The organism is Streptomyces sp. Pv4-95, from assembly GCF_045782725.1.
Lineage (GTDB): Bacteria > Actinomycetota > Actinomycetes > Streptomycetales > Streptomycetaceae > Streptomyces.
Map to the genome: position 1 here is coordinate 7,671,309 of NZ_CP127172.1, position 26,404 is coordinate 7,697,712.

Genomic DNA, 26,404 nt, shown 5'->3' on the forward strand with positions numbered 1-26,404 from the left:
TGCGTGCCGGCCGCCGGGCCCGCAACCGCCGGTCCTCCGCGCTGAGCACGGTGGCCACGACGATCAGGGCGAGGATGCCGAGTGTGTGCCGGAAGGATACGTGATCGCCTCTCTGTCACGGGGGCCGGGACGGTCTCCCGTAGCCGGTTCTCGTGGACCGCATGAGCCGTGCCGGGGCCCATCCGTGTGGACAGCGAAGCCGGGGAGAGAGGCGCATCGCGCTGCCGGCGTCGTGGATCCGGCACCACGGGAGCAACCCTTACTCATGTGCTGATGGCCGGCAGCGGACAAGCTAGGGGGTGGGCCGGCCGAGGTCCGCCCCCGCGGGGCGGCCGGTCGGTCACCAGCGCAGGGCCACGACGAGCAGGGAGCATGAGGTGGCGTCCCCCCGGTCATCCTCGGGACCGAACGACAACGCACGTGAGGGCCCGGCGGCCGGTGCCCGTGACGGGGCGCTCCCCGCCGCGGCCGCTCGGCGCCACCGCTGGCCGTTCGCGTGCCGCGCCGAAGAACTGGCCGCCTTCCGGACCCACCTCGACAGCGCCGCGGCCTGTGTCCTGTTGCTGTACGGCCCGGCCGGTGTGGGCAAGAGCCGGCTCGCGGAGGAGTTTCTGCGCGACGCGGAACGGTCCGGTCATCGCACCGAGCGAGTGGTGGCCACCACCGCGGACGCCGCGCTGCCGCTCGGAGCGCTCGGGCATCTGCTGCCGCCTGACGCGCCTGTTCACGACCCGGTGCGGACCTTCCACGCCGCGGCGGAAGCCTTCGCCTCGCACCGCGCGGACGGAGGCTCCCGGCGCACCGTGGTCCTGGTCGACGACCTCCCCCTGCTGGACAACGCCTCCACCGTGCTGCTGGGGCACCTGGTGCGGACCGGAGCCGTCCTCCTGGTGGGCACGGTGCGCACTCCGGTGCCACCGTCGGACGTGGTGGAGTCCTTCGAGCACGAAGAGGGAAGTCACCGCCTGGACCTGGCCGCGTTCGACGCGACGGAAACGGCCGAACTCGTCCGCGGAGTGCTCGGCGGGCCGGTGGAGCACGCCACGCTCCGCACCCTGAGCCACGCCTCACGCGGCAACGCGCTGGTCCTGCGCGAACTGGTCGCCGGCGCCCTCGACTCGGCCGGGCTGGTGCGCGAGAACGGGCTGTGGCACCTCGCCGGCCCGCTGACCGGTACGCGCCGGCTCACCGAAATCGTCCACAGCCGACTGGCCGGACTCGACGGACGCCGGCGCCGGGTGCTGGAGCTCCTCGCCCTGTGCGAACCTCTCTCCCCCGACGCCCTGGTGCACGGCGGCCACCGGGCGGAGGAGGTCGAGGTGTTGGAGGAGGACGGGCTGATCCGCGTCCGGATGGACCGCAGGCGCGTCGTCTGCGTGCTGGATCACCCGCTCTACGGCCAGGTGCTGCGCCGCGGCATCTCCGCCGCGCGCCGCCGGGCGATCTACCGCGACCAGGCCGCCCACCTCGTCGACATGGGCGCCCGCCGGCGTGAGGACGCGCTGCGCCTCGCCTCCTGGCGGCTGGCCGCCGGACTGCCCGTCGGCCAGGAGACGCTGCTCCCCGCGGCCCGCATGGCGCGCCACGTACGCGACTACCCCAAGGTCGTCGAACTGCTCGCAGGTGTCCCGCGGAGCGACGCGGTCCTGGAGGTCTGGCTGCTGCGCGGGGAGGCATACCACCACACCGGCCGATGGGCGGAGGCCGAGGATTCCCTGAGCGCCGCGGAACGCCTCGCGGAGCGCCACGAGGACGTACTCACCGTCGCCATGGAACGCACCCAGAACCTCTACTGGGGGCTGGGCGACACCGCTCGCACCCTGGAGGTCAACGCCTGTGCCGCCGGCCGGCTGGACGCCGGCGGACGACGGGTGCTGCGCGTCAACGAGGCCGCCTATCGGCTCAACGCGGGTGCGGTTCCCGACGCACTGCGGCTGCTGGCCGACGCCGAGGACATCACCGTCCCGCGGCTGCGGCTGTGGGCACAGTTGCAACGCTCCCTCGCCCTCGGCTACGCCGGCCGCACCGGTGAGGCCGTGGACCTGGCCCGCGACGTGCACGAGGAACTCGTCGCGGCCGAGCGCGAACAGCGGCCGGGCAGTCCCTCGTCGCACGCCAGCGGGCCGGCCATCTATCGCGTCGCGGCGCTGACCGATGCCGGGCGAGGCGGGGAGGCGCGGGAAGTGGGCCGAGCGGCCTTCGCCCAAGCGGTGGCGGCCCGCGCCCTGGCACCGCAGATCTGGCTCGCCGCGCACCTGGGGCGCTGCGAACTGATCGCCGGTCACCTCGGTGCCGCGCACGACTGGTTCACCGAGTCGCTGAGCATGGCGCGGGGCCACGGCTTCCGGCGGGCTGTGGTGTTCGCGGGCGCCGGGCTGGCCTCGGTGCACGCCCAGGCCGGGCGTGCCGACCTGGCCGAGCGCGAACTTGCCGCCACCAGCGGCCCGGAGGGCGAACGCCAACAGGCGTCCCGACTCATCCGGCAACTCGCGACGGCCTGGCAGAACGCGGCCCGAGGAGCCCGCCCGGCGGCACAAAGGCTGTTGCTGGAGGCCGCCGCCGGTGCCCGAGCGACGGGTATGGCCTCGTATGAGGGGTGGCTTCTGGCGGACGCAGCGCGGCTCGGCGCCGCCCGCGAGGTGCGCGCCCGGCTCGCGGAACTGGCCGCGGCCGGCGACAGCCCGCTGGCCGGGTCCAGGGCGGAGCTGGCTGCGGGGCTCGCCGACGAGGACCACCGGATGCTGCACGCGGCCGCCGAAGAATGTGCTCGGCTGGGTTCCGACATGACGGGAGCCGAGGCCGCCGCCGGGGCGGCGGTGCTCGCGGCCCGGGCGGGGGAGTCGCGTACCGCCGCGGCCGCCGCGGTGTTGTCCCGGAGGCTGCTGGAGCGCTGCGGTACGGACCGTGTGAGCGCGCCACTGCGGCACCGGATCGAGGCCGTCCCGCTCACCGACCGCGAGCGGGACGTCGCGCACCTGGCGGCGGACGGGCTGACCAGCCAGGAGATCGCCGCTCGGCTCGTGCTGTCGGTGCGCACCGTCGACAACCATCTGCAACGGGCCTACGCAAAGCTCGGAGTGAGCTCGCGAGGTGAACTCGACCGCGTGCTGCGATGGGGGGACTGACTGCAAGGGGCCGTGGAACCGCCCCGGTTGCGGCGGCGCGGGTGAGGACCCGCCACCGTCACGGCGACGGGCGGCCTGCTCCGGCCCCCGCAGCCGCGCACCTGACGGCGCCGCGTCAGCCCGCGGCAGGCTCCCCGGGCGTGCGGTGCACCGCGGTGCGCAGCATCGTCCGGTCGTGGATCTCCAGTTTGGCGCAGATGCGCTGGACGTGATTGACGACGGTGCGGACCGCCAGGGACAGCCGCCGGGCGATCTCCTCACTGCTCAGGCCGCTCGCCGCAGCCAGCGCCACGTCCAGCTCACGTCCGGTCAGCCGACAGCGCACCGCCGGGGGCACCAGTCCGGGAGTGCGGGCGCCACCGGGGCCCGTGAGCGCCAGCGCGCGCTCCCGGGCGGCGCGTGCCGACGCTGCGGCGCCGGCCCTGGTGTGCACGGTGGCGGCGGTGTTCCAGGCTTCCGCGGCGAGCAGCCCGGCCCCCAGCGAGGACAGCCGGCCCGCACACCACTCCAGTTGACCGGCCCGCCCGGTGGTCAGCGCCCGCGCCAGGTCCGCGCGTGCGGCGGCCAGTGCACTGTCCGAACCGGCCGCCAACTCCGCCAGCGGCGCCACCGCCTCCCGCGCCGCGCCCAGCCGGGCCGCGTCAGACCACAGGTGGGACTCCGCGGTGCGCAACCCCCGCCGAGAGGCGTCCCCGGCGGCCTCGACGAGCTCGGCCCGGGCCCGCGCCGGCCGGCCGGTCGCTGCCGCGAGCCAGGCGCTGACCATGGCCGCCTCCGGACGCCACCAGCGGCCCGGGCGCAGCGACTGAGCCTGCTCCCACCACAGTTCCGCGCGGTCGACCTCGCCGCACACCGCCGCGGTCAGCGCCTGTCCGCACAGGCCCACCCACTCACCGGAGCGCAGCCCCACCTCGCGAGCGTGCGCGAGCACGCTGCTGTACCAGACCCGGGACTCGCCCAGCCTGCCTGCGAGGTAGCAGATCCAGCCCAGGTGTTCCGACAACCAGGTCTGGGCGAGCCCCGCGCCGGCATCGACCGCCTGGTCGTAAGCCTGCCGAGCCAGTTCCTCCGCCGCTGACAGTGCCCCGGATTCTGCCAGCGCACGGGCCTCGGCGCCGATCAACAGCGCCGGGTGCGCCACGTCTTCGGCGCCTTCCTCCGCCCGGCCGTGGGCCCGCGCCTGCCGGGCGGCCCGCACCGCGTCGCCCGTGCGGCCCGACTCCGTCAGGCTGTACACGCGCGGCACCGCCGCGAGGGCGGAAGCGGGGGTTCCGGGCGCCGCAGGGATGTTCCGCAGGGACCGCTCGGCGCGCCGTACGTCTCCCAGCAGGCTCCACAGTGCGGCGTCGTTCGCCTCCAGAACAGCCACGTCCGGGTGACCGGCGAACGCCCGCCGGGCCGCGGAGTTGACCGCGAGCGCCTCGTCCACCCGCAGCAGGCCGAACGCCAGACTCTGGACGTGCACCACCACGGCGAGCAACCGGTCGTCGTCCTGAGTGGCCTCTTCGAGCGCCCGTCGCACCGTGCGCTCGGCCTCCCGGGGATGGCCGCCCTCGTACAGTTCCTCGGCCAGCAGCAGCAATGTGCGGGGCTCCGGGCGCACTTGGGCCAGCTCCCGGGCCAACCGCAGTGTGACCGCATGGTCCTGGGCGCGGCGGGCCAGTACGACCGCCCGCTCCAGCTCGCCCGGGTCCACGGCGTCGGCAGCTTCGAGGCGCCAGCACACCGAGCGCAGCAGCCCGGCGGGGCCGGGGTCCAGCGCTCGCGGGCGTGCGGCCTGGTCCCGCAGGATGCGACGGATTCGCTGCGCGGGAAGCCCCGCGCGCAGCACCTCCGGGTACAGCGGACCGGTCGGCTCGGCGCACTGCTGCGATCCCTCCGCCACGACGCGGAGCCAGCCCTCGTCCGCCAGAACCTCCGCAGAGGCCCGTTCCGCGGAGTCCAGCGCGAGGCGCCCGCACACCGCCAACCGCTGGAGGAACGCGCTGTGCGGCGGGTCGAGGCGACGCAGGCGGCTCTCGACCAGGGCGTGGAGCCTCGGGGTGACGGTGAGCGGGCCCACCAGCCGCCACAGGGGCCCTTCCGGCACCAGCGCCCGCCGCCGCACCGCGTCGTCCACCAGTTCCCGCAGGTCGCGTGGTCGCCCCCCGCTGGCCTCGTGGAGCAGGCGCACCGCCCTGCGCTCGACCGAACCGCCCAGCACCCGTTCCAGGAGTTCTCCCACCACGGCCTGCGGTAGAGCCGCCAGGTGGACGGCGTGCAGGGCGTGCTCCGGCCACGGAGCGGCGGCATCCCGTGCGTCGGTCGTGGCGACCAGCGCGATCCGCCCACCACGCAGCCAGGAAGCGAGCAGCCGGGCCGACGCGTCGTCGAGATGGTGTGCGTCGTCCAGAAGCAGCACGGGCCGTCCCCGCCCCGGCGACCCGTCGGTGTCGAGGGCGGGCGCACCGTCGGAGCCACGCCGGAGCAGCGGGGCCAGAGCGCCGAGGGGCACCGAGCGCGCGGCGGCGGTCGCCGTGACGCGGAGCCGGGGGTGTCCTCGGTGCCCGGCCCGCTGCCAGCACTCCTGGGCCAGTCTGCTGCGCCCGGTGCCGGACGGCCCGGTCACCAACACCCCACCGTGGTGGGGGTTCTCGATGACGCGGCCCGCCTCGGCCAGCTCCGCATCGCGGCCGAGCAGCGGCCAGCACTGCTCGCGCCGGGGGCGGTCGGGAGTCGTCGTCTTCATCGGTGCTTCCTGCCATCGGCGTTACCAGGACGCCGCGGCGGTCGGCCGGTGGCACCGCAGGCTGCCGATCATCGTGGGGGGCAACGGCCGGGCCCGAAGACCTGCCACGAGCATGGGTACCCCGCGCACCTGTCGCCCGTCAATGCCATGTGCCGCGGCCGGGCCACCCGCCGTGCGCAGGATCGCCCGCGGGCCACGGGGCCCGTACGACGGCTCAGCGAGCACGGATCACCCACCGTCCCGCTGCGTCATCAGCACCCGAAGGTCCCGGCGGTTCACCGCCCCGACCTTCTGGTAGACCCGGTAGAGGGTGTTGCTGACCGTACGCACGGACAGGCACAGCTGCTCGGCGATCTCCTTGTCCGGCAACCCGCGAGCCGCCAGCCCGGCGATCAATCGCTCGCGGTCCGACAGGAGCGCCGAACGGCCGAGGAAGCGCAGCGGCGGAGTGTCCACAGGTCCGCAGTCGCGCAGCAGCTCCCGGGCCCGCGCGGTGGCCGCGGTGGCCGCCTTGACGCCGCCGCAACGCTGGTGGAACCGGGCCAGTTCGGCGTACGCCTCGGCCGCGAACAGGCCGGCGCCCATCTCCGCGAAGGCCCGCGCCACCCGTCCCATCAACTTGGGCTCACGGGCGGCGTACGCCTGCGCGTAGGCCGCCCGCGTCTGCAGAAAGGTTCCCTCCAAGTGCAGTTCGGTGGCCGGGGGCACCGGGGTGGGCAGTGACAGCCGCGCGCACTCGTGCAGTCCGATGGCCGCGTCGGCATGTGCCGTGTCCTCCAGCGCCCGCGCCACCGCGTCGTGCAGGACCCGCTCGGCGAGGGCCGTCTCCCCCCGCTCGTGGTGCCGCCGGGCCCGCACCACCGCCAGGAATATCGCGCAGTGACCGGCCTCGTCCGCGGTCAGGTCGTCGGGCAGCCGGTCCGCCACCCGCCGGTCCAGCGGCAGTGAGCTGATCGCGAGGGCGGCGTGGATCCCCGCCTTGACGTGCCACTGCCGCCATCCGACCCGGTAACTGGAGGTGAACGTGAAGCACTTCAGGGCTCCCTCGATGTTGCCGCGATCGTGCAGCAGGTGCCCCAGCGCCAGGCCACGCTGTGCGTCGATGCGGACGTGGTGGTTCTCCACGGCCTGCGCGTACTCGCGCCAGTAGATCTGTTCCGCCTCGTCGAACCTGCCGCAGTAGTGAAGAGCGGAGGCGTGCAGCTCCTCCAGGGAGTCGGCGTGGAATTTGGCGGGGCCGCCGGGCGTGCGGTCCAGCTCCGAGCGGAGCGTGCGGTACAGGCACAGCGCCTGGTCCGGCAGCCCCATGTGACACAGCGACCCCATCATGATGAGCCCGGCCTCCAGGGCGTGGACGTCGGGCCCGTTGCGGCGCAGTGCCTCCGCCCGCGCGTGTGCCTCGCCGAAGCGGCCCTGGAAGTACCGGGCGGCCATGCGGTAGTAGTCCTGTTCGCCCTCCGGCAGGAGCGGCAGCACGGCGTCCAGCTCCGCGTACCGGGCCTGGAGCAGCAGTGCGCGTGCCTCGGCCCGCTCCAGGGCACGGGCGTACTGGGGAGCACTGCTGTGGACGGTCGCGACGAACTCCGTCAGCTGCGCGAACTCGGCGCCGGCGGTCAGCGCCCGGGCGTGGAGTTCGGCGGTGTCCTCACCCGGGTAGTGCTGCCAGCCCGCCTTCGTGAGCCGGATCGCGCTCGGCAGCACCTGCTCGCGCAGACTCTGCTCGACCGCCCGGTCCAGCAGCGCCCTGGGCGGCCGTTCGAGGGCGTCCAGATGCCATTCGGCCAGGTGCAGGCAGTCGTCGTCCCGCATCATCTCCGCCGGTCCGCCGTGCGCCGCGAGCCAGTCCCGCAGCCGGCGCCGCCGGCGCAGCGGCGGAAGGCCGCAGGACAGCGCGTAGCGGACCAGCGGGTGGGTGATGCGTACGCGCGGTTCACCGCAGCCGGCAGGGGAGCCGTCGACGGTGCGCAGCAGATCGCGCTGCTCCAGTTCCTCCAGCTGTTCGGCGTCGCAGAAGCGCTCGACCGCCGCCAGGCGCGGTTCTCCGGCCAGGGCAACCAGCTCCAGGACCTCCCGGCCCACCGGGCCGAGCTGCTGCAACTGAGGGTCCACGAGCTCCAGTACGGACGGCGGTACGGGCAGTCGTTCATGGAGGAAATGCCAGCAGCCCTCCGACCGCACCAGCAAGCGCTGCTCGACGGCCGTGCGGGTAACCTCCCGCAGGAGCCGCGGGTTACCGGCACACAACTGTGCCAGCCGGGCCGCGCTGGTCTGCCCCAGGCCGTCTTCGAGCAGCGAATCCGTCAGTTCCTTGACGTTCGTCGCGTCGAGCGGTTGCAGGTCCATGCGCACCAGGGCGTGGTCGCTCCACAGCGCCTGGATCTCCGGTGGGAGGGGCTGCCCGTCGCCCGTCACCGAGAGCAGTACCTTGCCCGACGGATGACGCGCCGCCTCGTACACCAGGGGCCACAGCGCGGGTCCCAGCAGGTCCGCGTCGTCGATGCTCAGCAGCCAGGCGCACGCCGGGTCCCGTCCCGTGGCCCGGAGCAGATCGGCCAGGGCCCGGGCAGCGGGGGAGGGGCGCCGGCCCGTGTCCTGGCCGGAGACCGTGGCGTCGGCGCGCGGGTGCAGGCTGACGAGCTGCCGGCGCGGGGCCAAGGCCCGGGCCTCGTGCAGCAACCGGGACTTGCCGATGCCGGCCGGGCCGGCGACCAGAACGCCGCGCGGACCCTGCCGGGACGACAACACGCGACGGATCTGCTCCAGTTCGCCGACCCTGCCGACGAATGGCTGGCCGGTGGCGAGCACCGGCTGCGGGCGGGCGACCGGGGAGTGAGGGGGCAGCGGAAGAGTATTCATGAGTTCCTGTGCTGAGAATCAGGACCGGCCCGTCGACGGCCGGGCAGCACGACGCGTGCGGAAGACGGGAGCGGGCCACCGGGGTGACGGGACGCTTCGGGGCCGGGTACGGAGCAGGGGCGCAGCGGCTGCCGGGGCGTACGCGCCGCAGCGGCCGGGCGCCGGGGTGTGCCTGACCGGGCGGTGAACCGGGAGCTCAGCGCGGTGAAGGACGGATGCGGAGACGGTGGCGCCGGCCCCGCGGCGGCCCGCCGACCGCCCGTCCCGGCGTCGGTGGGGTGCGCCGGATTCGGTGGCGTGCTGGTGCGGACATGTCCCCACCTCCTCCTCGGGTCCGGGGCGGCCGCGGGCGAGTGCGGGGCGGCGCCAAGTGATCAATGGTCCCGCCAGTCTCGGTATCCGTCCCGGCACCGACCAGGGGAGCGATTACTCAACTCCGTACGAATACTCCGGGTACGGGCGGCGGAACTGCCCGTACCCGCGGCATTGTGACGCCCGGCAGCCCCCTCGGCCAGTACCTCATGCCCCGGACCCGGCGGAACGCCGCCCCGCGCCGCCCCGCGTGTGCGTCCGGCGACGAAACGCACGCCGGACGCACGCCTTTGAGTAGCCGTTGCTCCACCGGCGACCGCTTTCCGGGCCGACCCTGGGGCCACCGCACCGGCCGGGGACCTGTCGGCAGCACAACGGCAGCGTCCCGGCGGACGCGGAGGCCCGGTCCGAACCGCCGGGACCCAGAGCGGGTGCGTCCGGCCTCGGAGTCCCCGGGCGAGGTGCGCCCCCACACCTCTCGATCCGAAGGCACCGAACCTATGCGCCGAGCCAGACCCCGCCCCCTCGCCATGCCCCACGTCCTTGCCCTGCTGTGCATCGCGGCCGCGACCTGTGTGACACCCGCGCGGGCCGAGGCGGCGCCGGCCGGGCCGACCACCGTCGTCTCACTGGGCGACAGCTACATCGCGGGCAACGCCGGCCGGTGGCGTGGGAACAGCGACGACCCGTTCGGCGACCGCAGTGGTACCGACCGCGCCGCGGTGCCCAACGGATACGACCCGGGCAAGGTCTACGGGGCCACCGACGGGGGCTGCTTCCGGTCGGACGTCGCCGAGATCAAGAGCACCGGTATCCCGGTGGACCAGGCCATCAACCTCGCCTGCTCCGGTGCCGAGTCCCCGAACATCTGGCGGCTCTCGCACGGCGGGCAGTCGCTTGAGGGCGAGCGGCCCCAGGCGGATGCCCTGGCCGAGGTCGCGCGTTCGCACCGTGTGCGGATGGTGGCGCTGTCGGTCGGTGGCAACGACGTCGGATTCGGCGACATTCTCCAGGCGTGCATGACCGGCTACCTGACCGGGTCCGGCAGTTGTCGCACCGCCCAGCAGGCCCAGGTGCAGGCGCGGTTCGCCACCGCCATGGCGGCGGTCGACAGGTCGGTCAAGGAGATCCGGGCGGCGATGGCCGGGGCGGGATACGCCCCCGCGGACTACCACCTGGTCGTGCAGTCCTACCCGTCCCCGCTGCCGCGCGGGGCGGAGATGCGCTATCCGGAGACCGGGGCGCGGACATACGAGGGCTGCCCGATGTTCAACACCGACCTCGACTGGGCCCGGGACACCCTGATGCCACGCATCACCGACGGGCTCCGGTCCGTGGCCCAGGCCAACGGCACCGACTTCCTCGACCTGAGCGACGCACTACAAGGACGCGAGGCCTGCTCCAAGCACACGCACATGGCCGACGCGGCACACCCGCCCTCCGCCGCAGGCAGTGACTGGGCCCGCTACTTCAACACCGGAGCGCTGCAGGGGGAGCTCAAGGAATCCCTGCACCCCAACGCCTACGGACAGATCGCGCTGGGCCGCTGCCTGGGCCGCATCTGGAACGCCGGAGGCGGCATGTGGAAGTGCCGCAACACTCCTGGCCAAGGCCATGACGCCATGTACCTGACTGCGGGCTGAAGCCGTTCTCCGCTCCCTCGTCCGCGTTCTCGATTCCCCACACACGACAAGGCAACAGCATGCAGCACAACGCCCGCGCCGCTTCCCGTATACGGCGCACTCCCGTCCTTCTCACCGCTCTGCTGGGCGTGGTCGCCACGATGAGCGGCTCGCCCGCCCGTGCGGGCGAGGTACACCACAGCCTGGACTACGAGTGGCAGCCGGGATTCTCCAAGATCAGCATCGGCGACAAGACCGTCGTCCGGGATTTCGGCCCCGCCGGCAGGGTCTCCGTGACCGACAAGGTCTTCCGGGACGGTACCGGCCGGGAAGTGTCCCTGCGCGGCTGGAACGCCTCCGGTGAGACGAAGACCGCCGAGGCAGGCTTCAAGCCGTTCAAGACGACCGAGGAGGCCGCGGCCGCCTTCCAGCAGATGCGCAACCTCACGGGAACCAACGTCGTCCGCTTCCTGATCTCCTGGGAGGGCGTCAACCCGAAGCCGGGCGTCATCGACCACGACTACCTGGACAAGGTCGCCGCGCAGATCAAGGAGGCCACCGGTCGCGGACTCCACGTCCTGCTGGACTGGCACCAGGATCTGTACTCCCGGCACCTGTGGCACAAGGACTCCTGGTTCACCGGAAACGGCGCGCCGCGGTGGGCCGTGCCCGGGGGGAAGGAGTACTGCGGGGTGGTGTGTCCGCACTGGGGGATGAACCTGCAGACCAACGACCTGATCCGGAGCGCCTACCGCAGCTTCTGGAAGAACTCTCCTGTCAAGGACCTCGGCGGCCCGGCCGGTCCGCTCCCCGCGGGCACCCCGGTGGAGCAGACGCGGGTCCAGGACGCCTTCGTGTGGCAGGTGTCCAAGGCGCTGGAGTACCTCGGCCCCCAACTGCACGCCGAGGATCGTGATCACTTCCTCGGCGTGGACCCCTTCAACGAGCCGGCCGACGGCGGTGTCGTCGGCAGCGACTGGTCGAAGTTCGACAACGACTTCCTGTGGCCGTTCTACAAGCGGGTCCGCAAGGTCATGGACGACACCGGATTCAGCACCCAGCAGGTCTTCGCCGAACCTCTGGTCTTCTGGAACTCCCAGGCCGGCGTCTTCGCCCCGGCGACCGGCGGCCACTACCTCAAGGAGAAGCCCGGCCCCGGCTTCGTCTTCAACAGCCACTTCTACGACTCCGGCCGGATGGGCCCGAATCCCGACGGCGTGGACAACAACACCTATCTGCCCCAGCTTCAGGACGTCCGCGACGAGGCCCGGTATCTGGGCATTCCGATGTTCCTGTCCGAGTACGGGATGTGGCTCAACGGCATCGGTGCCAAGGACACCGACCGGATCATCAAGGCCACTTACCAGGGCATGGAACAGAGCGACCAGTGGAAGGCCGCCAACGGCCCCCACCGCATCGACCCGTACACCCCGTTGATCTCCGGTACCCAGTGGCACTGGGACATCTACCACGACAAGCACCACGAGATCATGAACGGCAATCCCGACAAGGTCATCACCAAGGGCGACGGCTGGAACGACGAGAACTTCTCCGTCGTGAACAAGGGCAGCGGACCGGTGTCGTTCACCATCGACCCGGCCAACGCCGAGCGGGTCTACCCCCGTGCCGTGCAGGGCGACCTGATGAACTTCACCTACAACGACATGGCCAAGGACGGCTGGAAGACCCCGCTCGACTGGTACGGGCTCGCTCCGCAGGGCACCGACGCCCACTACTTCAAGGGCAAGAGGTTCGCCCTCGTCACCTGGCGCAGCCGGCACTCCAGCGCCCCGACCGAAATCGCACTGCCGCCGCAGTTCAACCCCGCGTCGACCGCGGTGATCACCGAGAAGACCACCCGGTTCGGCTTCGGTGCGCAGGACGAGACGCCCAAGAACGTCCCGGACGAGGTGATGATGACGCAGGACTCCGGAACGGACGCCTCGACCGCACGAGGGCACCGGCTCATGGTCTGGGACGACCCGGAAACCGGCGAGACCGACGACACCTGGCACTACGCGGTCGTCGTCGCCGACCCGAGCGCGAGCGACAAAGCCGACCTGGCCCGCATCCAGTCGCAGCTCAACCAGAGCATCGTCCGGGACCACGAGAACCCCGTCGAGCTGCTCGGCAAGCTCGATCACTGACGCACGGTACGCCGGAGCAGGCGCCCGGCCGGGATCTCCGGACCGGGCGCAAGTCCTGCCTGCCGTTCCGTGCCCCGGCCCGTGAGCCCCCGCACCACGGGCCACTACTCCGTGAGGCACGCGAGGAGTGCGGTGCCGTGACCTGAGGGGCGGCCCTAGGCGGGCGGGCGGACGCTGCGACGCCGGACGTCGGGCGTGCCGCCGAGTTCGTCGAGCAACTGGGCCAGCAGAGCGCGGTGTTCGGCCAGCCGATCCGCGCCGAACCGGACGGCCAGGCGTTCATCGACGGCGCTCCGGGCGCGTCGCGCCGCGGCGACCGCTGCGCGCCCGTGGGCGGTCAGCGACACACGGCGGGCGCGGGCATCCTGCGGATCGGCGACACGCTCGACGTACCCGAGGCGTTCCAGTTCGACGACGGCCTTGGAGGCGCCCTGCTGGGTCATGTCCAGCTTGGCTGCCAGTTCCCCGACGGTGGGCCGGGCGTCGTCGACGAGGTGCTGGAAGACGTAGCCGTGCGAGAAGCGGAGATCGCCGAAGCCCTGTTCGGCGAGCTGCTCCTGCACCAGCTGGGAGGAGGCGAAGCCGACGAAGAGCGCGAGGCTGCCGGTGTCCAGATCGTCGGTGGCAACGGCATCTGAGGAAGGTTCGGGCACAGCGCCATTGTCTATTCGGCAACCCTGGTTGCGCAAATGTGGTTGTGCTAATGGGGGTGGCCGGAGGGTCGGCCGAGCACTGCGAGGGCGGGGCGGCAACTACCCGCCGGAGGTGTCCGACTGTCGGCCCGTGGGGCCGCGGCGGGCGGGCGGGGATGCGTGCGATGCGGGCAACGGCGGCTCCGCGTCGAGCGGTTGGTCCGCGCCGAACGCAAGGGCGGGGAAGGGCGGGAGCGTCTTGTCAGGGGCATCCGATAGTGGTTGAGTGACTGAGCCACTAACCCACTGGGTGAGGTCTTCGGCGAGCGGCGGTGTGTGCGTCGGACCCCCGGTACACGGATCAATCGGAGGCAGAAGCGATGGGTGGCCGGTCGACGGAATTCAGGGAAACCATGAGGGGCGCGGTGCGACTTGCAGGAGAATCCGCCGGGCGACGGATGCGGTTCGACCTCGCGGTGCGCACCGACCGGATGTTGCTGCCGCATCGCACGACGGACGGCCGGATCAAAGGCCGGGTGCGGATCGAGGGCCTCGCCACGGACGTGCCGGTGTGCGGGGAGATGGAGATCTCGCCCCTCGCCCGGCGCCGCATTCGCTACCGCATGCGGTTCACCGTGAGGGGACGCCACTACACGCTCGACGGCTGGAAATCCGTCTCCCCCCGACGACCACTGGCCTCCATGACGGTCCTTCCGTTCGTCCTGCTCGACGGCGGGCAGGAGGCCGGACGCGGTCAGCTGCGGTTCGAAGTGGCGCGCTCCCTGGTGCCGTTCATGACGAGCTTCCGATGGCCCCGCCTGAGCGAGGAACCGGCATCCCTGCACGCCCGCCGCTGGGAGGGCGAGCCCGGCCGGACCGAGGTCTGGTACACGACCGTGACGGACCCGGAGACCGGTACCGGCCTGTGGCTGCACCACGAACTGACCGCACCCTCCGACGGATCGTCCGCCTACGCGCACGGATGGGTCGGGCTCTTCCCGCCGGACGCACCCCCGCAAAACGCCAGGTTCGGACCCGATCCGGTGGCGCCATCGGCAGGACCCGTACCGCAGTCCTTCGCGGCCGAAGGGGTCGAAGCCGGCCCGGACAGGCTGCGGGGCACGGCAGGGGCGTTCGCCTGGGACCTCACCAGGCACTCCCGAAGCGCCGCGCTGTACACCTTTCCCCGCTGGGCCTGGCGGCGCGGCCTGCTTCCCGCCGCCCACCTCGTCAGCGCACCGTCCGCCACCTACACCGGCAGCGTCACGCACGAGGGGCGACGGCTGCCCCTCGAAGCGGCACCGGGCGCCGACGCCCGGATCTACGGCGAGGGCAACGCCCTGCGATGGGCCTGGCTGCACGCGGACCTCGGCTCGGGGGACCTTCTGGAAATAGTGTCCGCGGTCTCGAAGAAGGCGGGACTGCGCAGGCTGCCGCCGACCGTGTTCCTCCGGCTGCGCAGGAATGGGGGCACCTGGCCGCGTACGGCGGAGCGCAGCGCCGTCGGCTGGCTGGGGGCCGGGCGGTTCCGCGCCCGGATCGGACTCCCCTCATGGACGGTCACCGGGCGGTCCGGCCTGCGTCGCATCCGGGTCCGGGTGACCCAGCCGGTGGACCGGACCCTGGCCCTTGAGTACACCGACCCCGACGGCAGCACGGCGGTGTGCCGCAACAGCGAGACGTCGGACGCACGAATCGAGTTGGAGCGCTGGTGGGGCCGTTGGCGCACCGAAGCCACCTGGAGCCTGAGCGGCACCGCGCACGCCGAAGTGGGGGAGCGATGAGCCGCGCACTGGAGGGCCTGATCGCCACGTTGCTGGCGGAGGACGACCACTCGCCCTGGGCGGCTTCGGTGCCTGCGCGGCTCACGGCCCTGCTCGGCAGGATGCCGGTCGCGGCCCGTGCGGGGGTCCACGGCGCCGCATCGGCCGTCGATGCCTACGCCGCCCTGCGGACCGGCCGCCGGCTCGGCGAACTGCTGCCAGCCGAGCGGGAGGACCTGCTCGCGGCGATCAGCCGGCGGCCCGGACTGCTGGCGCAGTTCGACGTGCTGAAGATGCCGGTACTCCTGGCCGCGGGCACAGCACGCATGCTCCACCAGGTCCCCACCGTCGACTCCGCCGCCACGGCACCGGAGGACCCGCCGCTGGACTGCGTGCCTTCGGGCGAGTGGCCGGACCGCTCGACCGCCGACGCCGTGGTGGTCGGATCAGGTGCCGGCGGGGCGATGGCCGCGCGCACGCTCGCCCAGGCCGGCCTGCGGGTGATCGTGCTGGAGGAGGGGCAGCAGCACACCACCGCGGAATTCGCACGGCGGGTGCCCCTCGACAGGTTCGGGGAGTTGTACCGCGACGGTGGGGCCACCTTCGCCGTCGGGAATCCGCCTGTACTGATTCCCGTGGGGCGCGCAGTGGGCGGCACCACCGTCGTCAACTCCGGGACGTGCTTCCGCACGCCCGACCACGTACTGGCCCGCTGGCGCGACGTCTACGGACTGGGCATCGCTGACACGGCCGCGTTCGGCGCCTGCCTCGATGACGTGGAACGCACCCTGAGGGTGACGACCCCACCCGTCGACCTCCTGGGCCGAAACGGTCGTACCGCCCTGCGCGGCGCCGAGCGCCTCGGGTGGCAGGCCGCTCCGCTGCGGCGCAACGCGACCGGCTGCAAGGGCTCGTGCCAATGCGTGGTCGGCTGCCCGACCGGCGCCAAGCAGAGCGTCCAGCTCTCCGTGCTCCCCGACGCGTGCCGGGCCGGCGCCCGGATCGTCACCGAGGCCAGGGCGCTGCGCATCCTGACGGAGCCGGATCGTCCGGGCGGGCCGCGAGCCTGCGGTGTGGTCGTCCGGCGGACGGACGGCAGCGAATGCGAGATCCTCGCCCCGCTGGTGGTGGTGGCGGCAGGTGCTCTGCAGTCCCCGCCCCTGCTGTGGCGATCCGGCCTCGCCCGCCATCCGCGGCTGGGACGGAATCTGGCGATCCACCCCGCAACCAGCGTCGCCGGTCGGTTTCCTGAGCCCGTCGAGTCATGGCGGGGGGTGCTGCAGAGTGTCGGCGTGGAGGAACTGCACAGCGACGGGATCCTCATCGAGGCGACCGGAGGGCCGCCGGGCATGAGCTCCTTCATCCTCCCCGGCCTCGGACGGGAATTGCGTGCGGAGTTGGCGGACGCGGGCTCTCTGGCGACCCTCGGCGCGATGATCGCCGACCGCCCCTCAGGACGGGTGGGCGGCCGCGGACTGATCCGGTACGCACTCCACCCGCGTGACGGGGACCGCCTGCTGAGGGCGGTCCGCGCTATGGGACGGCTGCTGTTCGCCGCGGGCGCGGAGGAAGTCCTCACGGGCGTCACCGCCGCCCCGCGGGCCCGGTCCGCGGACGAACTCGACGAGACGGTGCGCACGCTCTCGGCCCGGCAGCTTCACCTCTCCGCCTTCCATCCCACCGGAACGGTCGCGATCGGCACCGACGCGCAGGTGTGCCCCGCGGACGAGGACGGGTGGCTCCGAGGGATATCCGGCGTACTCATCGCAGACGGGTCCGCCCTGCCCAGCTGCCCGGAGGTCAATCCCCAACTCTCCATCATGGCCACCGCCCTCGCCGTGAGCCGCAAGGCACTGCTCAAGACGGGTGCCCCCTGATTGGCGAGCCGAAGACCGCCCGCCGCGGACGCCCGGCAGGGGCCCGTCTGGACCGGCCTGCCGATCAGCGTGCGGTCTCCAGGGAACGCAGCATCTGCTTCTCCGTGGCCCGCAGATAGCGCTCCGCGGCGCGCTCGGCGTCCTCCGGCCGGCCGTCGCGCACCGCCTCCACGAGCGGGGCGAGTTGGGCGGCGGCCTCGGTGGGCTGCTCGAAGGGCGCACGCAGGGCGAGCCGCACGGGCAGATAGGCATTGAACAACGTGTTGGTGAGCAGCAGATACACCCTGTTGCCGGTGGCCCGGGCGAGTTCCCGGTGCACTTCGACGTCGGCGAGCTGCGCGGCGTCACCGTCCGCTGCCTCGGCCACTGTCGCCAGCAGCGCGGACAACCGTCGCCCCTGGGCAGCGGTGCGCCGAGTGGCGGCGCGCCGGGCGATGAGCGTGCCGATGTGCCGGCGGGCCTCGAAGACCTCCGCGAGCCAGGTGTTGTCCCGCGCCACCAGCATCGGCAGCAGCTCGGCGCCGCCTACCTTCAGGACGTCCCGGACCTTGGTGCCGATGCCGTGCCGGGTACGCAGCATGCCGGCCTGTTCCAAGCGGGTGAGGGCGTGCTTGAGCGTCGTACGGGTGACGCCGTATTGCGCGGCGAGATCGCGTTCCGGGGGGAGCAGCGACCCCGGCTGGTGTGCACCGTCCAGGATGTCGTCGCGCAGTCGCGCTTCCAGCAGGTCGACCACCGACTGACGTGCGAGGGTCTCGTCAGGCATGGGGAAGTCTCCAGGGTCCGGTGGCTGAATCAGTGGCTCAGCCACTGGGATTCCGTAGTGAAGCAATGACGCAGCGGCCCGTCAACTCCGCCCGCTGACCCATCCCGTCGCCACCGGCGGCGGTGCCGATCCGCTCGTGGCCGCTCATGCACCCGCCCACCCCTCGATGAAGGCCCGCCGCGTCCGCGGCGGGCCTTCATCCGGCGGTTCCGGGTGCGCCGGAAACCCCTCTCAGGTCTTGGGGATGAAGACGTTGCTCAGCCCGAGGGAGATGTTGCCGCCGGCGCCGGAGTACGTCAGGCCGGCGGCGCCGGAGCTCTGCGCCCTGGCGATGGCAGCGTGGCTGACCGAGTACACCTGGTCCAGCTCATCGGTCTCATCGGTCCACCACGCATCCGGAATGGCGTCCATGATGGTGTTGGCGAGCGGGATGCCGGTCGTGCCGTAGCCGGTGACCGTCAGCAGCGCGTCGACGATCGCCTTGGTGAGGTCCCGGTAGTTGGTCCCGTCGTCTTCCTCCAGGAACACCAGGTCGGCGGAGTCGTAGCCGAAGTGGCTCCAGTCGATCAGGTTCTGGTTGGGGTGGTAGGCGACGCCCGTCGAGTCGAGGTAGGGCATCTGCAGGGTCGGCTCGGCGAACGCCTTGTCGTTCTTGTCCCAGCCGCCGACGACGGCGAACGCCTCGGCGCCGCCCTTCCAGAACGGCTCCTCGTTGCTCTGGAGCAACGAGACGTCGTTGATGCGGGTGACGTTCTTGCCCTGCGAGGGGTCGGTTGCCTTGGCGGTGCCGGACGCGTCTGCCGCCGGCAGCTCGCGGCCGCCCGGCCGGGGGAGCGGCGCCGTGCGTGAGGCGGCCCGGTCCGTGGCTCCGGTCCGCGGCTTCAGGGCGGAGTGGCCGCCGCTGGAGTCGGCACCCGCCTGCGGCCAGGCGGCCTTGAAGCCCTCGCTCATCACCTTCGTGCCGGCAGCCACGATCCGGTCGCCGTCGGTGCCCACGATCAGCACCGGGACGCCGGCGGGCGCCGTGGCTCCGAGCTTCACCGCGGTGCCGTCGGGCCGGTACGCGGTCAGTGAATCGGCCCGACGGTCGGAGGGCTCCGCGGCGATCAGCGGCTGCACGCCCCTGGCCAGTGCGGCGCGTGCCTCCGGGTTGGCCAGCCGTACCTTCAGGACGTTGCCGGTCGAGGCGGGCAGTCCCTTGGCCGCGAGGATCGCGTTGTTGGAGGACTTCACCGACGCGCGGAAGTTGCTGCTCGACCGGACCGGCAGTCGATCGAGTCCCACCTCGTCCGCCGAGGCCGACAGGCCGGACGTCGCCTCCTCGACCTGGCCGGCGGCGTACGCCTCCCGCAGGCTCCGCGCCGCCGCCTGCTTCGCGTCCTGCACGGCGTCCGCCCGCGTGGGCTGCGCCCCGGACGGCGCGGTACGTGCGCCGGGCTGCGCCCACGCCCCCGCGGCTCCGCTCACCAGGCACACGGACGACGCGGCCACGGCCACCGCCGTCCTGAACAGTCCAGACCGGTACATGGTCTTCTCCATTGCTCGCGGCGGCGCGTTCGGATGCCGCGTCCGCCTCGGTCCACGATTCGGCGCGGCAGCGGGACGGTCACCGCTTTGTGGGCCGTGACCGTCCCGGACGCACACCCACACCGCGTTCCGCGCCGAGGTCTCATTAAGGCCATGAGGGGGACACCTGTCATGGGTATTCGTTACTCAACTACGCCTGAACGCAAGGGAATTGAAGCAACATTGCGCGTCCTCGGCCGGAGACGCGCATGATCGCTGCAGGGGTCTGGTCACTGCGCTCCACGCCCCCTATGTTCGCTTCAGATCAACGCGTCATGGACGCAACGGCCCGTGCTGCGCAGGCACTTCTCCGCCTCCCATGGGTTACGCCCTACCACTCCCGGCCCCTCGGACCACACCACCGGAAGGCATCCCCACATGCCCCTGTCTCCACGTCGACGCCCCCACAGTGCCCTGCGCACAGGGCTGCTCACCGCGCTCGCCACCGTCACCGCCACCGCGACGCTCCTGACCCTCCCGCCGCCCGCGCAGGCCGCGGCGTCCGGGCACGGCATCTCCGCCGCAGCCGGTGCGGAAGAGGTCCCCGGGATGGACGTGAGCCGCCACCAGGGCACGGTCGACTGGCAGGGCGCCTGGGACGACGGAGCCCGCTGGGCCTACGTCAAGGCGACCGAAGGAGCCACCTTCCAGAGCCCCACCTTCCCGGAGCAGTTCCAGGGCGCCCACGACGCCGGCATGATCCGCGGCGCGTACCACTTCGCCCGTCCGGACACCTCAGGCGCGGCGGAGCAGGCCACACACTTCGTCGACCACGGCGGGAACTGGACGGCGGACGGCGGCACGCTGCCACCGGCTCTCGACCTGGAACACAACCCGTACGGCCCGGACGCCTGCTACGGCCGGGGGCAGGCCGACATGGTGTCCTGGATCAGAGAGTTCAGCGACACAGTGAAGGCCCGCACCGGACGCGCCCCCGTCCTCTACACCACCAGCGACTGGTGGACCCGCTGCACCGGAGGCGACACCAGCTTCGGTGGGACCAACCCGCTGTGGGTCGCCCGGTATGCCGCGTCCCCCGGCACCCTCCCGGCCGGCTGGTCGGCTCACACCTTCTGGCAGTTTGCCGACTCCGGCACGTTCCCCGGCGACCAGGACCTCTTCCACGGTTCCTACGACGAGTTGAAGGCATTCGCCAAGGGGTGACGACATCCCCGGCGCGAGCGGTCGGCCAACTCCGCCGTCGGACGGCGGCGGAGTTCCGGACCGACGAGCAATGGCGTAGGCGCCATGCTCTTCGCCGTCCTCGGCGCCGCAGGGCGGATCGAGCGCAACCACGTCCGGGAGAAGACCCTCGATGTGCCAGGCCAGGCCAGGCCATCGCCGCGTCCAAGGGCGCGCCGGTGGCTGCCCGAAAGTGCGCCCACGGGAACTCGCGGCCGGGAGCAGCCGTCCCGGAAGCCACCGGCGGTGAGCAGGAATTACTCAACTTTCCCCGCTGCTGCACCGGACTCTGACGCCGGCCCATCCGACTCGACTAGCGTCGCCGCCGACATCCGAAGCATGCGCGGTGCCTGCGTCTCCTCGCGAGTGCCACCGCCCGTTGTGCGCTGCTCCCGGAACCGGACCCCGGCACCGGGTGGGCGCGGAGAGATCCCTCATGACGCACAGAAAACCTCCGGCACGACGACATCTCCTGGCTTCTTCGGCGCTCCTCGGCGCAGCGATGGTGAGCGGCTATCTGGTCTGCGCGAACGCCACCGAGCCGGACCCCTTGGGACACCGAGCAGGCGCCACCCGGTCGGCCCGCCCCTCGTTGGGGCCGTCGGCCTCCCCCTCCGACGTTTCCGTCGCACCGTCTGCGCCCTCCCGGCCCCCGACCGCTGCCCACCCCTCCTCGGAGCCATCGAGGAAACCGCCGAGCCGGGCGGCGACCGCAGAGCAGTCCTGCGACGAAGTGGCGCCTGCATCCAGCATCTGGCGCACACCGGCCGACCAACTTCCCCGCCACGCACGGTCGGACACCTACGTACAAGCCATCGGGGCGTCGAAGCCGCTGCACCCCGACTTCGGCTCCGGACCGATCGACGGCAAACCGTTCGGCATACCCGTCACCACACTCGACAGCCCGGCCCCGGAATCCGAGGTCACCTTCGACTACGCCGACGAGTCCGACCCCGCGGGCTATCGCATCCCCTCCGACGCACGGATCGAGAACGGACCGCACGGGGACGGCGACCGCCATGTCGTGGTGCTCGACCGGCATCGGTGCAGGTCCTATGAGCTGTACGACGCCACGGCCGCAGCAGGGCATTCCTGGCACGCCGGATCCGGGGCGGTCTTCGACCTCCGCTCCGACGCGCTGCGACCGGAGGGCTGGACCTCGGCGGACGCGGCAGGTCTGCCGATCCTGCCGGGACTCGTGCGCTATGACGAGGTGGCATCCGGGGAAATCGACCACGCCCTGCGGATCACCGTGCCCCGCTCGGACACCTCGCATCTCTGGCCGGCCCGCCACGACGCCGGATCCGCGACGGACGACAGCCTGCCGCCGATGGGCCTCCGGCTTCGCTTGAAAAGCTCTGTGCACACCGCAGCCCTGCCGCCGCAGGCCCGCGTGATCGCCAAGGCGCTCCAGCGCTACGGCGCCTTCGTCGCGGACAACGGTTCGAGCTGGTTCGTCTCCGGCGACGAGGACAAGCGGTGGGACAACGACCAGTTGAACGCGCTCAAGCAGCTGCGCGGCGACGACTTCGAAGCCGTCGACGAAGCTGCCCTCAAGGTCGACGACAACTCGGGCGCCGCCCGCTGATCCATCCCGAACCGCCTGGTGATCCGGGTCGGAGATTCGTCGTCGGTTGGGTAGGCATGAGTCGGCCGGGGCTCTCGGTCTGGGGCGGTTCCGCTGTCGGCGGGAGCGGACGACGACGGGTCCGGATCTCCAACAGGCTGGAGATCCGGACCCGTTCGGCATTCGGCCAATTGCGCGTCGCCGCCCGCTCCATGCAAAGAAGTAGCTGACTGAGGGTCACCATTGTTTGCACAGCATCCGCTTCGCGGTGCTGGACGAGTTCCGCTCTGCCTCTAGGTTCTGGCCGATGGAGGAACGTATGCCTCGCCGGTCGCTCGGGCCTGGCCGATGATCTCTTGCAGAGCCGAGATGTGGCTCTCCAGGGCTCCCCGGCCGGCCGGTGCAAGGTTGATCCAGGTGCGGCCCCGCTTCCCGACGTATCCGCGCCGGACTTCTACGTATCCGTGGTCGCTCAGCTTGCCGACCTGTTTCGACAACGCCGAGTCGGACAGGCCGACCGTGTCGCGGACGAAGGTGAACTCCGCCCACCGCGCCGTGCTCAGCAGGGACAGGATCGACAGCCGCGTCGGATCGACCAGAAGAGGGGCGATGGACGTCGCGGCCACTACACCCCTCGCTTCGAGGTCAGCTTGAACAGCCACATCCGAAAGCGCGAATCGAGCGGAGCCAGGGCGGTGATCACCGCAATCAGGAGCAGCATGCCCATCGTGTGCCAGTAGGGCACGTGGTCGTCCAGGTATGCCGTGTGGGGGCTGATGCTGAAGTAGCCAATGGCCATCAGCAGAGCGACCACGGCGAGCACTCCCAGGACGTAGGCCGGAGGCCGGTTGCGGGCCCCGGCAGTTCCGTAGCCGAGCAGAGCGGCTCCGCGCGGAGTTCTGGAAACGATCCCGTGTGTCCAGGTCGCGGCGGCCACCGCCAGAACCGGGATCGAACCGGGGTCGTTGAAGACGTCGTAACAGGCGCCGAACGCCAGCCCTGCCACACCGAACGCGACCTTCACCCGCATTGGTTCCCGGCGCCCCGTCAATGCCGCACCCTGATGCTCCCGTGCCCCCTGCAATGCGAGAGCGGCCTGCTCCGGACTCGGTCGATCGGTCATTCGAGCTCCTTGTTTTCCGTACGAGCATTCCCTTGCCTGGCGAGAAAGTTACTATCCTCTTTCCTTATGGGCAAGTACTTTCTTTGAGGGAATGATGGTCCACCGCTTCACGGCTTCGGTGCGTCCGCCGTATCCCGCAGACTTCCGGCACACGAGCGCCACGGACGGCGTCACGGACCGCTCCGCGGAGCGGTCGACGGCCCACCGGAGCCGGACCGCGATGAGGAGACGTTGACCAGGGCACCCGCACTGAGGCCGACTTCCCAGCCTGGATGTTGAGCACGACCGCGTCCTGAGTAATGCCTACTCGGGCAGGCCGCGGACGGCTCAGTAGCGTTCAGGGGAGAGGCACTCGATAGAGCCGACTGCTGTCGCCACAGGGGAGCGGTGGACCGACCGAGAGGATGCGCGAGCACACCATCTGGTCGCGGAGCGGGAGAAGGCGTGCGCCGGACGACCGCCTCTCGGCCGATGGGTGCTGTGTTCTGCGTACGCCGCTGGATGGACCGGCACCGGTGATCCACTGTGTCCCGGAGCAGCGCGCCGGACCTTGCCGATGGTTACCGCCACCACGGCGCTTCTGAGTCTCCCGTTGCCTGCGCAGGCGGCGGCGTCCGACCACACGTACCGCAATCACGGCCGAGACCGAACAGGCCCCGGGGTGGAGCGCCTTTTCGTCCGCGGCCCGCCCAGAAACCCCACCGTTGATTGAGTAAAGATCACTTCCCCCAGGGCGCCAGGACGGTGATCTATTGGAGATCAGCGGCAGGGGATTGGGGAAGGCGCCCGGTCGCAGGTCCTGGACTGATCTCCCTTTGCGGTCCGGGCCGGTTCGTCTCCCCCTCGTGAGTGGTGAGCCGAAGCTCACGGGGGTGGAGACGGATGGGCCACGACGCCGATGGCAGGAAGTTCCGTCGTGCATCCGTTGGCCGAGCTACCGAAGGCGGATGTGTCCGCGAATCACCGGCAGGAGAACGCCGGTTGGGGCAAGCAATTCCTCCACCCCTGGCAGGCCCCTGTGAGCAGGACCGGTAGGTTCACGCGATGGCTTCCAGGGTGCGGCGGTGGTCGCCCACCGCCGCACCCGCACCGGTTCGGCCGGCATCAACAGCTCGATCCGCCCGGTCGTCCCTCGGTGGTCCGGGGCGTCACGCGTCAGGCCTGGTGACCTATGACCGGGATCCGGACACGACCGGTGTCGTGCGGGTCGGCACCCGAGCCATCCTCTGTACTGCGGTTCATGTTGCTGTCGAAGTGGAGCAGTTCCCAGAGAGTGCGTCCCTGCACGGTCTCTCCTTCTTCGCTCCCGTCGGTCGTCGCACGCTGAAGAGTCACCTCACCGAGGAACCGGTGGTAGGCACCAGCCGTTCCGAAGTTCAGCAGGAAGGCGTCCTGGTCGCGCCGGAAGGTGATCGTGAACATGGAATCGCCGCCGGCACACCGGTATTCAAGGCGATCGGCCACCTGGACCTCGCTGTCGTCGTGGACGAAGACCTCCCCCTCGGTGCAGTCAACGGTGTCCGCGCCGACCGCGGAGGCGATGATCCGGCCCGACTTGGCCACCAGCACGGCGGGAAGAACTGCCTTGTCGTAGCGTTCGTGGCTGGCGAACATCAACGTGACGACCGTGTACTCGCCCAGCCGGGCGCGGCCCCAGTACCAGTGATCGAGCACCTTGCGAGGAGCGATGTTGCCCCAGTTGTGGTCGTGATAGCCGGTGCCGGTGAGCTGTTGGGTTTCCCCGTCGAAGGTCAGCCTCGCCTCGACCTTGCCGTGGGCGACGACGGGCAGCCACGCGATGTAGTGCTCCTCGTCAGGGCCGAAGAAGGCGTGCCCGGTCTCCGGCCGCCAGGGCGGTACCTGCGCGGTGAGGGTGAGGTCAACGACGGTGTCCTCGATCTCGACATGAATGGTGTAGCCGTCGGGGCCGGAGCGGAAGGTGTGGGGGCCGATCACCACGTCGCATTCTTCCCGTGAAGCGGTGAACTCCGCGGGTTCCCCGGTGTATTGCCTATCGGTCCGGGAACCATCCGGGCGGGTCAGCGTCAGCAGGACGAACGGAGTGAGCGGTGCCCGGGGGGAGACGAACGGCGGCTTGGTGTGGAATTCGACGGTCAGGGTGGAGCCGTCGTCGAGATGGGCGTCGCAGTACCACCACTCGAACGTTCCCTGTGCGGGATCCGTGCGTAGCCCGTCCTCCCATGGCTGGATGACGTCAGGTGTGAGGTTCAGCCGCTGGTAGTGGCGCGGCAGGTTGCCGATGACGGCGTGCATGACGGGTTCCTTCGGTGACGGTGAGGTGGGGTTCAGGCGCCGGTGAAGACCGGAGTGCGACGCTCGATCAGGGCGTTGATCCCTTCGGCGGCGTCGGCGGTCGCGAAGAGCCGGGGGCCCACCTCACCGCGCAGGCCGGCGGCGGACGCGGCGATCGGTCCGTGAAGGGCCGCGCGGGCATCGGCGAGAGTAGCCTGGACGGCGAGCGGTGCCTGTTGCGCGATGCGGTGGGCGAGTGCCGTCGCACGGTCGAACTGTTCGCCGGGGCTGACGACTTCCTGGACGACGCCCATGCGCCACGCTTCCTGAGCGTCGAACTGTTCGCCGGTGAGCAGGTAGCGCATGGCGTTGCCCCAGCCGGCACGGTGCGGCAGCCTGACCGTGGCACCGCCCAGAGCGACGATGCCGCGGGTGACCTCCTGCTGACCGAAGAGGGTGTCGGCCGCGGCGACACACAGATCGGCATTGAGTACGAGTTCCAGACCTGCTGTGAAACAGCGCCCGTGAACGGCGACCACGACGGGCTTCGTGGCCGGCTCCCCGTACATGCCCCAGGGGTCGCGGGCGGTGTCCGGGATGAGTCCCTCGCCGCCGGTCGCCAGGCGTGGGGCGAGCGAGGCCAGGTCGAGTCCGCCGGTGAAATGAGGGCCATTGCTGCGGACGACTGCCACCCGAAGGGTGGGGTCGTCGGACAGCCGGGCGTAGGCACGAGACAGACCCTCGATCATGTCGGCGTCTATCGCGTTGGCCTTCTCCGGCCGGTTGAGGGTGATCGTGAGCACCGCGCCTTCCTGGCCGACGAGCACCTTCTCGGTGGGGGCGGCTGCGGTGGGAGCGGGGTTTCTTGTCGAGGACATGGGCTTA

16 protein-coding genes are annotated in these 26,404 nt (G+C 71.5%); 7 read left to right on the forward strand and 9 right to left on the reverse strand.

Annotation, left to right across the window (positions count from 1 at the left end; genetic code table 11):
• The first annotated feature begins 377 nt into the window (after nucleotides 1–377).
• Entirely contained in the window at nucleotides 378–3,125 is a 2,748-nt protein-coding gene (locus QOM21_RS33600; protein WP_407554776.1) for a LuxR C-terminal-related transcriptional regulator, read from the forward strand.
• Between the two features lie 115 nt (nucleotides 3,126–3,240).
• Here the strand turns inward: QOM21_RS33600 and QOM21_RS33605 are convergent, their stop codons facing one another.
• Nucleotides 3,241–5,853 (reverse strand): LuxR C-terminal-related transcriptional regulator, encoded by a 2,613-nt coding sequence (locus tag QOM21_RS33605; protein WP_407554777.1) that lies wholly within the window; start codon nucleotides 5,851–5,853, stop codon nucleotides 3,241–3,243.
• A 228-nt stretch (nucleotides 5,854–6,081) separates the two neighbouring features.
• Complete coding sequence (locus QOM21_RS33610) at nucleotides 6,082–8,709, reverse strand: LuxR C-terminal-related transcriptional regulator (RefSeq protein ID WP_407554778.1); 2,628 nt, start codon at nucleotides 8,707–8,709, stop codon at nucleotides 6,082–6,084.
• An 812-nt stretch (nucleotides 8,710–9,521) separates the two neighbouring features.
• Between QOM21_RS33610 and QOM21_RS33615 the strand changes: the two genes are divergently transcribed.
• Together QOM21_RS33615 and QOM21_RS33620 are read left to right on the forward strand one after the other, a co-directional pair.
• The gene (locus QOM21_RS33615; protein ID WP_407554779.1) at nucleotides 9,522–10,664 is read left to right on the forward strand and encodes a GDSL-type esterase/lipase family protein; all 1,143 of its coding nucleotides are present in this window, start codon (nucleotides 9,522–9,524) and stop codon (nucleotides 10,662–10,664) included.
• A 59-nt stretch (nucleotides 10,665–10,723) separates the two neighbouring features.
• On the forward strand, nucleotides 10,724–12,790 hold the full coding sequence (locus QOM21_RS33620; RefSeq protein WP_407554780.1) for a cellulase family glycosylhydrolase: 2,067 nt from the start codon (nucleotides 10,724–10,726) through the stop codon (nucleotides 12,788–12,790).
• Nucleotides 12,791–12,945: 155 nt separating this feature from the next.
• On the opposite strand, the gene QOM21_RS33625 is transcribed toward QOM21_RS33620, so the two are convergent.
• On the reverse strand, nucleotides 12,946–13,443 hold the full coding sequence (locus QOM21_RS33625) for a MarR family winged helix-turn-helix transcriptional regulator (RefSeq protein ID WP_407554781.1): 498 nt from the start codon (nucleotides 13,441–13,443) through the stop codon (nucleotides 12,946–12,948).
• A gap of 404 nt (nucleotides 13,444–13,847) precedes the next feature.
• On the opposite strand from QOM21_RS33625, the gene QOM21_RS33630 reads away from it, so the two are divergent.
• A complete protein-coding gene (locus QOM21_RS33630; protein ID WP_407554782.1) occupies nucleotides 13,848–15,206 on the forward strand; it encodes a hypothetical protein in 1,359 nt (452 codons plus the stop codon).
• Nucleotides 15,203–17,062: a GMC family oxidoreductase N-terminal domain-containing protein gene (locus QOM21_RS33635; RefSeq protein ID WP_407554783.1), complete on the forward strand. Its 1,860-nt coding sequence runs from the start codon at nucleotides 15,203–15,205 to the stop codon at nucleotides 17,060–17,062. Before QOM21_RS33630 ends, QOM21_RS33635 begins: the two co-directional genes overlap by 4 nt.
• A gap of 64 nt (nucleotides 17,063–17,126) precedes the next feature.
• Here the strand turns inward: QOM21_RS33635 and QOM21_RS33640 are convergent, their stop codons facing one another.
• Together QOM21_RS33640 and QOM21_RS33645 are read right to left on the reverse strand one after the other, a co-directional pair.
• The gene (locus QOM21_RS33640; RefSeq protein ID WP_407554784.1) at nucleotides 17,127–17,828 is read right to left on the reverse strand and encodes a FadR/GntR family transcriptional regulator; all 702 of its coding nucleotides are present in this window, start codon (nucleotides 17,826–17,828) and stop codon (nucleotides 17,127–17,129) included.
• Between the two features lie 231 nt (nucleotides 17,829–18,059).
• Nucleotides 18,060–19,355, reverse strand: coding sequence for a DUF3103 family protein (locus QOM21_RS33645; protein WP_407554785.1), 1,296 nt, complete (start codon nucleotides 19,353–19,355; stop codon nucleotides 18,060–18,062).
• A 417-nt stretch (nucleotides 19,356–19,772) separates the two neighbouring features.
• Between QOM21_RS33645 and QOM21_RS33650 the strand changes: the two genes are divergently transcribed.
• Both QOM21_RS33650 and QOM21_RS33655 read left to right on the forward strand, forming a co-directional pair.
• A complete protein-coding gene (locus QOM21_RS33650) occupies nucleotides 19,773–20,558 on the forward strand; it encodes a lysozyme (RefSeq protein WP_407554786.1) in 786 nt (261 codons plus the stop codon).
• 751 nt (nucleotides 20,559–21,309) lie between these two features.
• Nucleotides 21,310–22,164, forward strand: a complete 855-nt coding sequence (locus tag QOM21_RS33655; RefSeq protein ID WP_407554787.1) for a hypothetical protein — start codon at nucleotides 21,310–21,312, stop codon at nucleotides 22,162–22,164.
• Nucleotides 22,165–22,436: 272 nt separating this feature from the next.
• Here the strand turns inward: QOM21_RS33655 and QOM21_RS33660 are convergent, their stop codons facing one another.
• From QOM21_RS33660 to QOM21_RS33675, 4 genes are all read right to left on the reverse strand, one after another.
• On the reverse strand, nucleotides 22,437–22,769 hold the full coding sequence (locus QOM21_RS33660) for a winged helix-turn-helix domain-containing protein (protein ID WP_407554788.1): 333 nt from the start codon (nucleotides 22,767–22,769) through the stop codon (nucleotides 22,437–22,439).
• Nucleotides 22,769–23,266, reverse strand: a complete 498-nt coding sequence (locus QOM21_RS33665) for a hypothetical protein (protein ID WP_407554789.1) — start codon at nucleotides 23,264–23,266, stop codon at nucleotides 22,769–22,771. The genes QOM21_RS33660 and QOM21_RS33665 overlap by 1 nt, the downstream gene beginning before the upstream one ends.
• A 1,155-nt stretch (nucleotides 23,267–24,421) precedes the next feature.
• Nucleotides 24,422–25,540: a lipocalin-like domain-containing protein gene (locus QOM21_RS33670; protein WP_407554790.1), complete on the reverse strand. Its 1,119-nt coding sequence runs from the start codon at nucleotides 25,538–25,540 to the stop codon at nucleotides 24,422–24,424.
• A gap of 32 nt (nucleotides 25,541–25,572) precedes the next feature.
• The gene (locus QOM21_RS33675) at nucleotides 25,573–26,397 is read right to left on the reverse strand and encodes a crotonase/enoyl-CoA hydratase family protein (protein WP_407554791.1); all 825 of its coding nucleotides are present in this window, start codon (nucleotides 26,395–26,397) and stop codon (nucleotides 25,573–25,575) included.
• Nucleotides 26,398–26,404 lie beyond the last annotated feature (7 nt).

What these genes read in the sequence shown, in the direction of transcription:
- QOM21_RS33605 (WP_407554777.1), bottom strand. Translation starts at nt 5,853, where the DNA reads ATGAAGACGACGACTCCCGACCGCCCCCGGCGCGAGCAGTGCTGGCCG.
- QOM21_RS33610 (WP_407554778.1), bottom strand. Translation starts at nt 8,709, where the DNA reads ATGAATACTCTTCCGCTGCCCCCTCACTCCCCGGTCGCCCGCCCGCAG.
- QOM21_RS33615 (WP_407554779.1), top strand. Translation starts at nt 9,522, where the DNA reads ATGCGCCGAGCCAGACCCCGCCCCCTCGCCATGCCCCACGTCCTTGCC.
- QOM21_RS33620 (WP_407554780.1), top strand. Translation starts at nt 10,724, where the DNA reads ATGCAGCACAACGCCCGCGCCGCTTCCCGTATACGGCGCACTCCCGTC.
- QOM21_RS33635 (WP_407554783.1), top strand. Translation starts at nt 15,203, where the DNA reads ATGAGCCGCGCACTGGAGGGCCTGATCGCCACGTTGCTGGCGGAGGAC.
- QOM21_RS33640 (WP_407554784.1), bottom strand. Translation starts at nt 17,828, where the DNA reads ATGCCTGACGAGACCCTCGCACGTCAGTCGGTGGTCGACCTGCTGGAA.
- QOM21_RS33645 (WP_407554785.1), bottom strand. Translation starts at nt 19,355, where the DNA reads ATGTACCGGTCTGGACTGTTCAGGACGGCGGTGGCCGTGGCCGCGTCG.
- QOM21_RS33650 (WP_407554786.1), top strand. Translation starts at nt 19,773, where the DNA reads ATGCCCCTGTCTCCACGTCGACGCCCCCACAGTGCCCTGCGCACAGGG.
- QOM21_RS33665 (WP_407554789.1), bottom strand. Translation starts at nt 23,266, where the DNA reads ATGACCGATCGACCGAGTCCGGAGCAGGCCGCTCTCGCATTGCAGGGG.
- QOM21_RS33670 (WP_407554790.1), bottom strand. Translation starts at nt 25,540, where the DNA reads ATGCACGCCGTCATCGGCAACCTGCCGCGCCACTACCAGCGGCTGAAC.
- QOM21_RS33675 (WP_407554791.1), bottom strand. Translation starts at nt 26,397, where the DNA reads ATGTCCTCGACAAGAAACCCCGCTCCCACCGCAGCCGCCCCCACCGAG.